Source organism: Pseudomonadota bacterium (assembly GCA_034660915.1).
GTDB lineage: Bacteria > Desulfobacterota > Anaeroferrophillalia > Anaeroferrophillales > Anaeroferrophillaceae > DQWO01.
Genome location: JAYEKE010000030.1, coordinates 36,713 through 49,991, shown reverse-complemented (window position 1 = coordinate 49,991; position 13,279 = coordinate 36,713). Strand labels below are relative to the sequence as shown.

General features: G+C 46.2%; 10 protein-coding genes. 4 read left to right on the top strand and 6 right to left on the bottom strand.

Going from position 1 to position 13,279, the window contains the following annotated elements; translation table 11 throughout:
- Window positions 1–756, top strand: a 756-nt coding sequence (locus U9P07_01675; protein ID MEA2108114.1) for an N-formylglutamate amidohydrolase, incomplete at its 5' end; no start/stop codon positions are given.
- A 119-nt stretch (window positions 757–875) separates the two neighbouring features.
- On the opposite strand, the gene U9P07_01670 is transcribed toward U9P07_01675, so the two are convergent.
- A complete protein-coding gene (locus tag U9P07_01670; protein ID MEA2108113.1) occupies window positions 876–1,580 on the bottom strand; it encodes a cytoplasmic protein in 705 nt (234 codons plus the stop codon).
- Window positions 1,581–1,662: 82 nt separating this feature from the next.
- A complete protein-coding gene (gene fusA, locus U9P07_01665) occupies window positions 1,663–3,750 on the bottom strand; it encodes an elongation factor G (protein ID MEA2108112.1) in 2,088 nt (695 codons plus the stop codon).
- A gap of 472 nt (window positions 3,751–4,222) precedes the next feature.
- On the opposite strand from fusA, the gene U9P07_01660 reads away from it, so the two are divergent.
- The 3 genes from U9P07_01660 to U9P07_01650 all read left to right on the top strand — a co-directional run bounded on the left by U9P07_01660 (window position 4,223) and on the right by U9P07_01650 (window position 6,044).
- Entirely contained in the window at window positions 4,223–4,453 is a 231-nt protein-coding gene (locus tag U9P07_01660) for a hypothetical protein (GenBank protein MEA2108111.1), read from the top strand.
- Between the two features lie 191 nt (window positions 4,454–4,644).
- Window positions 4,645–5,631: a patatin-like phospholipase family protein gene (locus U9P07_01655; GenBank protein MEA2108110.1), complete on the top strand. Its 987-nt coding sequence runs from the start codon at window positions 4,645–4,647 to the stop codon at window positions 5,629–5,631.
- On the top strand, window positions 5,628–6,044 hold the full coding sequence (locus tag U9P07_01650; protein ID MEA2108109.1) for an NFACT RNA binding domain-containing protein: 417 nt from the start codon (window positions 5,628–5,630) through the stop codon (window positions 6,042–6,044). Before U9P07_01655 ends, U9P07_01650 begins: the two co-directional genes overlap by 4 nt.
- Window positions 6,045–6,085: 41 nt before the next feature.
- Here the strand turns inward: U9P07_01650 and U9P07_01645 are convergent, their stop codons facing one another.
- From U9P07_01645 to icd, 4 genes are all read right to left on the bottom strand, one after another.
- A complete protein-coding gene (locus tag U9P07_01645; protein MEA2108108.1) occupies window positions 6,086–7,153 on the bottom strand; it encodes a response regulator in 1,068 nt (355 codons plus the stop codon).
- Window positions 7,150–7,539: a response regulator gene (locus U9P07_01640; protein ID MEA2108107.1), complete on the bottom strand. Its 390-nt coding sequence runs from the start codon at window positions 7,537–7,539 to the stop codon at window positions 7,150–7,152. The genes U9P07_01645 and U9P07_01640 overlap by 4 nt, the downstream gene beginning before the upstream one ends.
- A complete protein-coding gene (locus tag U9P07_01635) occupies window positions 7,532–11,779 on the bottom strand; it encodes an ATP-binding protein (GenBank protein ID MEA2108106.1) in 4,248 nt (1,415 codons plus the stop codon). Before U9P07_01635 ends, U9P07_01640 begins: the two co-directional genes overlap by 8 nt.
- Before the next feature lie 171 nt (window positions 11,780–11,950).
- The gene (gene icd, locus U9P07_01630) at window positions 11,951–13,183 is read right to left on the bottom strand and encodes an isocitrate dehydrogenase (NADP(+)) (protein ID MEA2108105.1); all 1,233 of its coding nucleotides are present in this window, start codon (window positions 13,181–13,183) and stop codon (window positions 11,951–11,953) included.
- Window positions 13,184–13,279 lie beyond the last annotated feature (96 nt).

Here is a 13,279-nt window from a genome sequence, read left to right as displayed (position 1 = left end):
GGGGGCACTGAGCTTCCTGATGAATTAAAATCCAGAGTCTGTATAACCGACAACGATCTTTTTGACGATTCTGACAGTTTCACCCAGGAGATTTACGAATCAACTGACATTGTGTTATCGGAAGTAAAATTTAATATTGCTCGGGCATTTGTCGATGCCAGCCGAGCTCAGGATATGCTGCCGCCGGAGATGACTGATGGGGTCATTAAAAGTGCGACCTGCTACAGCCGTCCAATATACAAAACCGAATTACAACCTGATGCCGAAATGATCAAGGTTTTACTGGAAAAATACTATATACCTTACCATGCATCTATCAGCGCGGCACTCCAAAATAAAAAAATAGCACTGGCCATGGATTGTCACTCTATGGCAGCAGTTGCTCCTTCAGTTGCTCCGGATCAGGGGGAGAGACCACTGATCAATTTAGGAGACGCCGAAGGCAAGGCTTGTGATCCTGTTGTTACTAAATTGTTGCAAGATAGTTTTATTGAGATATTTGAGCTGAAAGAACAAGACGTTACCATCAACAGACCTTTTAAAGGCGGCTACATTACCAGAACTTATGGTAACAAACCAAAACCCTGGCTACAAATAGAGATGAACCGAAGTTTGTATTTATCTGAAAAATGGTTTGATCGAGAGACCTTGCGGATTGACCCAAAACGCTTGTTGGAATTAAATACCAATTTCAAAAAAGTCCTGTTGACATTTTATCGTAAATTGAAATCGCTATCTCTTTTACCAATAGAATAACTTTCCCGATGTTATTCGTCTGAGTTCAAACTTGTTGTAAGAGGGGTAAGAGCCGTAAACGATTAAAAAAGGCAAAGCCGATTCGGCTTTGCCTTTAAAAACTGACAGTTTTATTCAGGTTATTGGTTAATTTTCAATAACATGGTTGCCGGATCAAGTTGAATAGCCGGTTGATTTACACTGCTCTCACAACCTTTGATCACTTTAAGATATATTTCCTGCCCCTGGGGCTGAAGCTTGACAATTGCACTGAAAAGATCATCCAGATCACGCAGCTGTACGGGAATACCATCGGCGGCATTTTCCTGCTCATGGCGGTGAGTCCGAGCAGTAAACCATACCGGCAATTCCAGCTCAACCGCCAGGTCATGGATGGCCAGTAATTGTTCCCGCTGCGAGGCGGAGAAATTCAAGCCGTCAACCAGCATCAGCCGGGGGGCAAAAATATCCTGATCCAAAAGCTCAATTACCCGCTCCTGGAGACGGGCGGCAGAAAAGTTATCAGCATTAAAGGTCATAATGAAACGATGGGGCAGAATTTCCTGCCACAGGACATTACCCTGATCTACTTTAAACTGTTCAATCAGGTTGTAAAATACCTCCTTGTACCAGAGGTTTACTTTGCGAACGGGATCTTCAAGGCTGATATGCAAAACATTTTTCTGGCGCAAAAGCGCATTTAAAGCTACCTGAATCAATAATGAGGTTTTTCCCACTCCGGCCCGCGATAAAATTGCCCCAAAACTTCCAGGAGCAATAATTTCATCGTTTTGATCCCCAAGAGCATTTAATGGATTGCGTACAATAAGATCATTTTTCAACATCACAATATTCCTTTGTCTAAGGTAAATTATCCGTGACTTTGCCGGCTGTGACTCTGTCGATAACAACCGCTTTTTCTGCAATTTAAGCAACATTTTTCTTTGATTCGGCATACTTTTTAGCCAGTTCCTCACCAACACTCTGAGGCACTTTTTTATAGCTGGAAAACTCCATGGTAAACTGGGCTTTCCCCTGAGTGGAAGAACGCAGAACGGTTGAATAACCAAACATTTCAGCCAGGGGGACCTGGGATTCAATCACACACATGGCACCTTCATCCTGAGTACCGAGGATAATCCCCCGACGCTGATTGATTGTTCCCATCACTGACCCCTGAAATTCAGTGGGGGTTTCCACCACCACCTTCATAATCGGCTCCAGAATTGTCGGGCTCGCCTTGGCATATCCCTCCAGGAAAGCGCCACGGGCTGCCGCCTGAAAGGCCATTTCAGATGAATCAACCGCGTGAGAAGAACCATCATTAATCACTATTTTGACTCCGGTAACCGGAAATTCCATTTTTGGACCCTTGCTCATACAAGCCTTAAAACCTTTTTCACAGGAAGAAATATATTGGGTGGGGATGGAACCGCCAACAATCTTGCTTTCAAAAGCAAAATCATCATCAGCCACTGGTTCCATATAGCCGGCAACCCGACCAAACTGGCCGGAACCACCAGTTTGTTTTTTATGAATATAATTAAATTCAGCTTTTCTGGTAATCGCTTCCCGATAGGCAACCCGGGGCTGGCCGGTTTCCACTAACGCACCATATTCCCGGCGCATACGCTCAACATAAACTTCCAGGTGCAGCTCACCCATTCCCTCAATAATGGTTTCGTTGGTTTCATCATCCACATAAGCTCTGAAAGTAGGATCTTCCTTTGAAAAACGGTTCAGGGCCTTGGACATATTGACCTGGGCCTTATTATCCTTAGGCACCACGGCCAGGGAGATAACCGGACTGGGCACATACATGGAAGTCATAGTCAGGTTCAGGTTGGGAGCGGCAAAGGTATCACCAGACACACAATCAACTCCGAAAAGAGCCCCGATATAACCGGCAGACAGAAACTCGATCTCTTCCATCTGGCTGGCGTGCATACGTACAAGACGACCAATCTTTACCTTTTTCCCGGTACGCACATTAATGACCGTGTCGCCTTTAGCCAGTTTTCCCTGGTACACCCTGATGTAGGTCAACTGTCCGTAGGGACCATCCTCCAGTTTAAAGGCCAGAGAAACCACCGGGCCTGTATGTTCACTGGAAAGGGTTACCGGTTCTTCATTTTTATCCAAATCAAGAGCTTCATTTTTTATTTCTACCGGACTGGGAAGAATAGCATTCACCGCATCAAGTAGAGGTTGAATACCCTTGTTTTTATAAGCGGAGCCGACAAATACGGGAGTAATTTCCCGGTTCAGGGCTCCGTCGTGCAAAGCGCTATAAATCATTTCAGCCGGGATCTCCTGCTCCTCAAGAATCGCCTCCGTCAGTTCATCGGAAAACATGGAAGCCGCGTCAATCAATTCTTCTCTTTTGGCTTTTGCTTCCGCCTGCAACTGCGCCGGGATTTCCTCAACTCGAACAATCTCACCATTGTCACCATCAAAATAGACAGCTTTCATTGCCACCAGGTCGACAACCCCTTCAAAATCGGCTTCCAGGCCGATAGGTATCTGGATGGCAACCGCGTTATGTCCCAATTTATCCCGTAGTTGTTCGATCACCCGGTCGGGGTTGGCACCGCTGCGGTCACATTTATTAATAAAAGCAATGCTGGGGACCTTATATCGTTTCATCTGTTGATCAACGGTAATGGATTGGGACTGGACTCCGCCAACGGAACATAGAACCAGGATGGCACCATCCAGCACCCGCAATGATCGTTCTACTTCAATGGTAAAGTCAACGTGACCCGGGGTATCAATAATATTAATTTCATAATCCTTCCATTCACAAGAGGTAGCAGCCGAGGCGATGGTTATCCCCCGCTCCTTTTCCAGTTCCATGGAATCCATGGTTGCCCCAACCCCATCCTTACCTTTCACATCATGGATGGCATGAATACGATCAGTATAAAAAAGAATGCGCTCAGTCAAGGTAGTCTTACCCGAGTCAATATGAGCACTGATACCAATATTCCTAACGTTCTGAATGTCCTTGTTCATTTTTCCATTTCCTTTAGTTCCAGTAGTAACGTTCAAGTTAACCAACCGGCATGTCAATGGTTTACAACAACCAGCCATACCGGCTTAATACAAAGGGCCGATTAATTTCCCCGATTTCGCAAAAATCCGGAATCGGGATATTTGTAATCTCTAACCTGTTATAATTATTGATAATGATGGGACACTATTCGATTTTTCACGAATCCATCAATGTTGTGGATAGGATAGGGATGAAGTGAAGTTTGTCAGTTATTTAATTGTTTTTCAACTCTCCAGACGATGTGCACAGCAAACAAGCAACAATTATTCAGGACATTCACCCTGAAAGGGTGCGCTTATACATGAAAACATCTAGAGATGCAAGGACTTTTTGCCATGTTTCTTAAAAAATATTAACTATTCAGATGATATCTCAAACAGTCTCTATACGGGGACAGAATTCAATTCTGTCCCCTTCGAAGAGGGCGAAGCAATGTCCCCGCAGAAGCGGGATATGCACGGCAGTTTTTTCTTGATACATCAATGCCACTATGGTAAAAACTGTTTTATGGTTGACAAGAAAAATGATCAGAAAAAAGCCTTGCGTAAATATCGCCTGCTGAAAACAATCAATAAATTCATGGTTTGGATTGGCGTTCTTTTCATCCTCTATGTTGCCTATGCTTACATCATTTATTTTTACACCCTTTCACAAGCCAGGTAATTTCCACCCGGAAACCAGTGTTTCCGGATGGGCAATCAGCTCTCTGCTTTCTGCAGTCACCTTAACCATCTGTTTTTCCAATGTTTTACTGACAGCTGACGGCTGATCGCTGAAAGCATTCATCAGGAAATGAATGTTTCCGAATGAACACTAAGAAATATTCTCCCATTCCCCCTTCAATTTGAGTAATCATGAGCAAAAAATGGAAAAATAACCACCATTTGCCGAGGCAACCAAAAATCGGCCTGGCCTTAGGTGGAGGGTCAGCCCGTGGCTGGGCTCATATCGGCGTCATCAACGAACTGGAAGAAATAGATGTCATTCCAGATATCATCTGTGGGACATCCATTGGCGCCCTGGTAGGCGGGTTTTACCTTGCTGGACAACTTGATGCCCTGCGTAAATGGCTCCTGCAGTTGGAACGTAAAGAAATCATCAAATACCTTGATATCCGCTTGCTACGCGGCGGTGGCTTTGTTGAAGGAAGCCGACTGATAGATTTTTTTCGGCAACAAATGGGTGACATCGCTATTGAAAACCTGCCCAAACCTTATGCCTGTGTTTCTACTAACCTGGAAACCGGGCAGGAAATCTGGTTCCAGGAAGGACCGCTGCTGGATGCCATCAGGGCTTCCATTGCCACTCCGGGAATTTTCACCCCCGTTCACCTGCACAACCGCTGGCTGGTGGATGGTGGCTTAGTTAACCCGGTCCCGGTTTCCGTCTGCCGGGCCCTGGGAGCTGAGCTAGTCATTGCCATCAACCTTAACCAGGATCTTATTAATCGGCATACAGGTCATTTAACCCATGCCTATCAACATGATAAAGATGAGCCCAGCGTAGAGACCTCTCTTTTACACAAAATTTCCGAAGAGTTAAAACAACGGACGGACGCCATGGTCTCTCAGTTCTTTGAACCAAAAATCCCTACGCCTGGTCTTTTTGATGTGCTTGCCGGTTCCATTGCCATCATGCAGGATCGCTTGAGTCGCAGTCGCATGGCCGGCGATCCGCCTGATATTTTACTGAATCCGCGTGTTGCCCATATTGGCCTGCTGGAGTTTGATCGGGCAGCGGAAGCTATCGAAGCCGGGAAACAGTGCGTTACCAGTATGATTCCAGCCATTAATTGTAGAATTTCCGCAGTCTGCCCGCCAAACGGCAACCAACCATCATGAAACCGGTTAAATCGCCGCCTCATCATCCCCTGCCACCAAAGCTGTATCACTATGAACTGGAAGATGGATGGGAAGTCCTGGCCGGTAGAACCAACACCGACAATGACCGCTTGAGTCTAAAAACCGCCCATCCGGATGACTGGTGGTTTCATGTCCGGGGTATGGCGGGCAGCCATGTCCTGCTTCGCAGGCAAAAAGGGATGGATCCTGATCGTCAAATACTGAAACAGGCTGCCGCCATTGCCGCTTATCATAGCAAAGCCAGAAGCGGCGGAACCGTGGCCGTCGCCTGCACCAAAGCCCGTTATGTCAGCAAACCCCGTGGGGCAAAACCCGGAACCGTAGCAATCCGCAAAGAAATCACATTAAAAGTCAAACCATCATTACCAGATGAACTGAAAGCTGACCACTGAAAGCGTTCATCAGGAAAAAATAGTTTCCGGATAAACACAAGCTAGCTCCCGGCACTTTCAACCGGCAGACTAATCTCCACCCTGGTTCCTTTACCTTCTTTACTTTCAACCCTGATCATTGCCTGATTATCATCGATAATTTTACGGACCAGGGGCAGACCCATGCCGGCGCCTGACATTTTCGTCGTAAAGAAAGGATCAAAAATACTCTCCAGATCTTCCGCCGCGATACCCCGACCACTATCAATAATCTCGACAAGGACCCAGATATTATCAGCTGCCGTAGTTATGATGGTTAACCTGCCACCTTCTTCCATCGCCTCCGCGGCATTAGTCATTACCTGCATCAGGGCAATAATAATATTTTTGCGATTGACAAACACCGGGGGTAAATCAGCGGCAAATTCCTTTTTTACTTCTATCCGGTTTCTCTCCAATAACCGGCTAAGCTGCAACAAAGTATCATTGATTATCACATTGATATCTTCACCCTGCCTGATACCATCAGGAACCAGCCTGGAATCGGCAATATCCTTGACCATCCGCTCCAAACGCTCAGTTTCTTTAATAATTACCTGGGCATATTTTTTCTTCTGGTCGCTATCCGGCAATTCGTCAATAATCCGCCGGGCAAAACCGCCAATGGAAACTACCGGATTTCGCACTTCATGGGCAACCCCCTCAGCCATCTGATCCAAAGCCTTCTGACGTTCTTTTTCAACCTGTTTGCGATAACCACTGCGGATTTTCAACAAGGACCTGACCCGGGCCAATAATTCCTGAAAATTAAACGGCTTGGTAACATAGTCATCAGCACCAAGATCGAAACCTTTAACCTTGTCCGGAATTTCCCGCTTGGCAGTCAGCATCAGGACCGGAATATGCCGGGTAGCTTCATCTTTTTTCAGGATTTCACAAACCTCAAATCCATTGAGTTTGGGCATCATCACATCCAGCAAAATCAGATCAGGATGCTGTTCCCGGGTCATGGAAACTGCCTGTTCCCCATCATAGCCTTCAATGGTTTCATAGCCAACCGCTCTCAACCTTTTACGCAGCAGTTCAACATTGTCCATATTATCGTCAACAATCAGGATTATCTCTTTCATCGCTTTTCCCCGGATAACAGACCGGCAATAATATCCGGAAAGGTATGCACATCAATGGGTTTGGCCACATAGGCGTTACAACCGGCAGCCAGGCTTTTTTCCCGGTCACCGTGCATGGCATGGGCGGTAAGCGCGACAATGGGAACCTTAGCAAAAACTTCGTTATCGCGAATCCTTCTGGTTACTTCGTAGCCATCCATACCGGGCAGATTGATATCCATTAAAACAAGATCAGGCGCCACCTCAGCCAGGCGGGCCAGGGCCTCGCTGCCGTTACTGACTCCAATAACATCATAACCCCGATGGCTGAGAATTTTAACAATCAAATCACGATTATCCTCATTATCCTCAACCGCCATAATCACCTGTTTCTGCTTATCATCCATCTTCTTTTCCCTGCTGGGCAAACCATTTATCAACTTCCGATAATAACAAATCTCGCATATTAACCCCTTTTTTGATAACCTTATTCACTTGATTTTTCAACTGGATAATCTCTTGTGGATCAAGATCTTTAGCCGTTACCACAATAATGGGAATCTGCCGCAGTCTTCCTTCCGATTTCATGTATTCAGCCACCTGAAAACCATCAATCTCCGGCATCATCAAATCCAGGATAACCAGGCCGGGGGCTTTTTCCTGTAACTTTGCCATGGCCTCCCGGCCACTGAAGGCCGTACGCACCTCCAAGCCCATTTCCGCTATAATCTTCCTCTCCAGATCAACCGCGAATGGCTCATCATCGACAATCAAAACATCTCCACTGATTTTCGAGTCATCAAGTACTTTCCCGATCTGAACCTCTATGTCATCCTTGCTCAACGGTTTGATAAAATAACCATCCGGGCCAATAATCAGACCTTCATCCTGGTTTTGTAAAGAAACAATAATAATAGGAATATTATCCAGTTCCTGATCATCTTTCAGCCCCTGGATTAATTGCCAGCCCCGACTCAAATAAAAACTAAGGTCGACTACCAGCAAAAACGGTTTGTCTTCTATAATCTTCGCCAACGCCTCTTCCAGGCCGAATGAGGCCACCGCGGTAAAACCTGCATCACCAAGATAACGTTGAATGGTACGGGAACGATCAGGATCACTGGCAACCGTAACAATCATTTTATTTAATTCCCGTTTACTTTCTTTTACCTCATCGGTCAACCCGGTGACTACCTCAGAATCAAAAACTTCTCCTGCCACAGGAGTATCAAGCACCTGTTTTTCGGTCATCTTCTTCATCATTTCTGCCGGCAGAGGTTCGGCAAAAGGGATAACAAATGAAAAAGTGGAGCCTTTGCCATATTCACTCTCAACCCAGATGTCACCATGATGCATTTCCACCAATCGCCTGGTAATACTTAAGCCCAGACCGGTACCGCCATATTTCCGACTGGCCGAGGCGTCAATTTGGATGAACTCACCAAACAGACGGTCCAGGTCTTCCTTTTTAATCCCGATGCCGGTGTCTTTTACCGAGATTAATAGATAATCTTTTTCGGGATCAAGACCGGCAGGAGAGATGCCCTGCCAGAAATCAGCATTCAGGGTAATAATCCCATTGCGGGAAGTAAATTTGATCGCGTTATTCAACAGATTAATCAATATCTGCCGGAGTTTATCCGCGTCAGCCATAATTTGCGGCAGATCAGCCGCAACTTCAACAACCAGTTTTTGTTGTTTATCTTCCGCCAACGGCGCGATGGTGTCAACCGTATCGTTTACGACAACCTCCAGGGACAGGGGCTTCAGTTCAAGCACCATCTTGCCGGCTTCTATCTTTGACAAATCAAGAATATCATTAATCAGGGAAAGCAGATGTTCAGCATTTCGTTCCACTTTCTCCATGCTTTCTTTCTGATCATCATTAATCGGCCCATCAACCCCATCAAGCAATAATTGAGTGTAACCGATAATGGAATTCATCGGCGTGCGCAATTCATGGGACATATTGGCCAGAAACTCTGATTTAAGCTGGTCCAGCACTTTCAATTCTTTGTTGGCTTCTTCCAATTCCATCGATTTGCGCTCCAGCTCAATGGTCCGTTCAGCCACCTTTACTCCCAGTTCCTTATTAAATTTTGCCAGCTTGTCATATAGCCTGGCACTTTCTATTGCCACCCCTAACTGCCGGGCTATAGTTTCGAACAAATCCATAAACTTTTCTGAAAAATATCCTTTTTCCTTTATTGATGCGGCAGTTAACACCCCGACAATCTTATGCTCGGATATAATTGGCGCCTGGACAAAAGACTTGTTCCCCTGTTTGGTAATCAAATTAGTGGATAATGGTTTACTGATTTTTTCAGCATCCGGCAGATAGATTACCTTGCCGGTCAAAAAGCATTCTCCTGAATAGCATTCCATCGTTGGCCGTCGTTCAGCGGTTTTGACAAATTCAGGACGCAGGCCCCGCTGATGTTTTATCCGCAGCATACCATCATCATCAAGCAGACGAATGGAACAATTATCCACCTCGAATTTATCCATCAGTAAATCAAGGATATTCTCCATAACCTGGTCAATATCCAGAGTTGAGGCAACCAATCGGCTGGCATCGTATAATACCGACATTTCTTTAACCCGGTGTTGCAACTCTTCCTGACTGGCTTCCAGTGAGAGAGATATTTTGCCGAAGATATCAAAGACATCTTCCATCTCCGAACCCTTGGTTTTCATATAATTATCACAAATCAGCCTGGCTGCTGATGAACCGACTGAACCCCCAAGACTTCGTTCAATCAGTAATGCCAACTCCATCCGGGCCTGATCACTCATCTCTGCCAGCTTATCAGTAAAATCTTCGGTGCCAAAAAAGTCAACCAGGGTCTTATGTGCTCTTTCCCTGCCGATGAATTTGGCCATCATCTTTTCAAGCTCAGACAAAGCCGGGAAATTGGCATAGCGCTTTTCACGAATAAAGCGATCAACGGTAGGTCGAAAAACGTCAACAAATTTCTCTGCCTGCCGCCGATCAATATCTTCCTGGGAACCGAGGAGAGAAACCGTAAAATAAGCAATAACATTGGCGGTCAAAGACCAGAACAGGGCATGGGAATATAAATCAAATCCCACCAGGCCAAACAATTCCGTCGGCTTCAACCACCATATATGAAAAGGGCCATCCAGCAGAAGGGAAGCCGACAGCCATCCTGAACGAATAAATGCGGGGATTAACAGGGTATAAACCCAGAAAAAAAAGCCCAGAGAAATCCCGCTCATAGCTCCGTAGCGGGTCCCTCCCTTCCAATACAAACCCCCAATGATTGCCGGGGCAAACTGGATGGCGGCTGAGAATGAAATGAGCCCCATATTAACCAGCATATATGATTCACCAATCAGGCGAAAAAAGACATAACCCAGTAAAATGACCAGCAGGATACCCAATCGTTTAATCTGAATCAGCCAGCCGGACAGGTCAGCCTTGATTTTAAGGGCCAGAAATATCGGCATGATCAGGCTGTTCAGCAGCATGGTACTCAGGGTAACGGATGAAACCACCACCATGCCGGTGGCAGCTGACAAGCCGCCAATGAACACCAGGATTGATAAGCTCATTTTAGAACGGAGCAGCGGCAGGGTCAGCACATAGGTATCAGCCATGGAGGCAAGCCCGCCTATCTTCAACAAACCGCCAAAAGCAATAGGAATGACAAACAGGTTGATCAGAAAAAGATACAGAGGGAGGAGACACATGGCTATTTTAACATGCTTTTCTTCATGATTTTCAATCACTGCCATATGAAACTGACGGGGCAGAAATATGATCGCCGCCATGGAGAGTACCACCATAGTAAACCATGACTGGTAGCTGTTCGCACGACTAGTATTAATCAGCAGCAGGTGTTTATAAAGGTCATTGTGGCTGATCTGATCAAGGATATCTTTAAATCCATCAAACATGCCATAGGTTACAAATATCCCCACCATGAGAAATGCCGCCAATTTCACTATTGACTCCAAGGCTACGGCAGCAACCATTCCCTCATGTTTTTCGGCAGCGTCCAGATGACGGGCACCAAAAAAAATGCCAAAAAGAGCCATTACCAGGGAGACATAAAAAGCAGTATCATAAAAAAAGGGGTATTTGTGTGCAAGAGCCATGGTCGGCAAGCCGACAATAGTCATGGGAGTTATCTCCGATTGTGAAGAAGCATGCACCAGAATATCAAAAGTTGTGGAAATAGCTTTCAACTGCAAGGCAATATAGGGCATAATGCCGACAATCGCAAAAACGGTCACCAAAGCTCCCAAGCGTGGACATTTACCGTAACGGGAACTGAGAAAGTCGGCAATGGAAGTAATGTTGTTTTCGTGGCTTATGCGGATCATCTTGCGGAGAATAAACCACCAGGAAAAAGCGGTCAGGGTCGGGCCGATGTAAATGGTCAAAAACTTGAAGCCGGTATTGGCGGCCTCACCGACACTGCCGTAAAAAGTCCAGGATGAGCAGTAAACTGCCAGGCTCATGGCATAAATATAGGGATTGGAAACAATACTTTTCCCCAGAGCTTCACGCCGGTCAGCATAGAAAGCCACGGCAAAAAGAAGAAGCAGATAGCCAAATGAGATCCCGGCGATAAGCAGATATCGGGGGTTTAATGAATGGGCGGTAAAAATATCAGACATACCCTGCAGTTTTCTCGTACTTTCTTTTTTACTCCCTGTTGTCCAGCAGAACCAAAAAAGCCCCACCAGCTTATGATTAATCTAGCCGGTGGGACCAACTTTGTCAAATATGATGTTTAATAACTAAGCAGCTCAGCTACCGGGGAAAGACTGAAGCCCGGATAAAATCCATCAAGACATACACGAGATAATCTGCTCACCGAAGGCCCGGCAGCCAACTTCTTGAGCCCCATCCATTTGCCTGGCCAGATCATAGGTAACTTTCTTGTTGATGATGGCCTGTTGCAACGCCTTTTCAACCATTTCCGCCGCCTCCGGCCAACCCAGCATGTCCAGCATCATCTTACCTGAAAGAATGAGCGACCCGGGGTTCACTTTGTCCAAACCGGCATATTTGGGGGCCGTGCCGTGGGTTGCTTCAAAAATAGCGATTCCGTCACCAATATTGGCCCCCGGAGCCATTCCCAGCCCACCCACCTGGGCCGCGCAGGCATCAGAAAGATAGTCGCCGTTCAGATTGGGGGTTGCCAGCACTTCATATTCAGCCGGGCGCAGCAGAAGCTGCTGGAAAATAGCATCTGCAATCCGGTCATTTAAGAGTATCTTCCCAGTTGGCAGGACACCATCATAGTTTGCATACAAATCCTCCTCGGTAATCACCTGATCAGCAAATTCATCCCGGGCCACTTCATAACCCCACTGACGGAAGGCACCCTCGGTGAATTTCATGATATTCCCCTTATGCACCAAAGTCACCACCCGCACCTGATGTTCAATGGCATATTCGATCGCTTTACGTACCAGACGCTTACTGCCTGAAGGACTCATTGGCTTAATACCGATTCCTGATTCCGGACGAATGTCGGCCCCCAATTGATCCCGCAGAAAAGCAATCAATTTTTCCGCTTCAGGAGAACCTGACTCCCATTCAATTCCGGCATAGACATCTTCGGTATTCTCCCGGAAAATCACCACGTCCAGAAGCTCCGGATGCTTCATCGGGTTGGGAACTCCATCATAATAGCAAACCGGACGCATACAGGCATACAAATCAAAATATTGCCGCAGGGCCACGTTGAGACTGCGGATTCCGCCGCCCACCGGGGTTGACAAGGGACCTTTGATAGCCACCCGGTATTTTTTGATTTCTTCCAGCGCCTCAGGAGGGAGATAAGAGCCGGTTTTCTGATAGGCTTTTTCACCCACCAGGAGTGGCTTCCAGGCAATCTGCCGGCGCCCCCCATAAGCCCTGGCCACGGCTGCATCAAGAACCGGCCGGGTTGCCCGCCAGATATCAGGACCGATGCCGTCGCCTTCGATGAAACCAATAATCGGATCATCCGCAACCAGGTATTCACCATTCTGATACGTAATCAACGTTCCTGGAATATTTTGATCAGACATTCAGTTCTCCTTAAAAAAAACCATTTATCTACGTTAGAAACTTATCAACTCAACTTTTTGAGTTACTCTAAAAACGCTGCAAGAAATCTCAAAAAA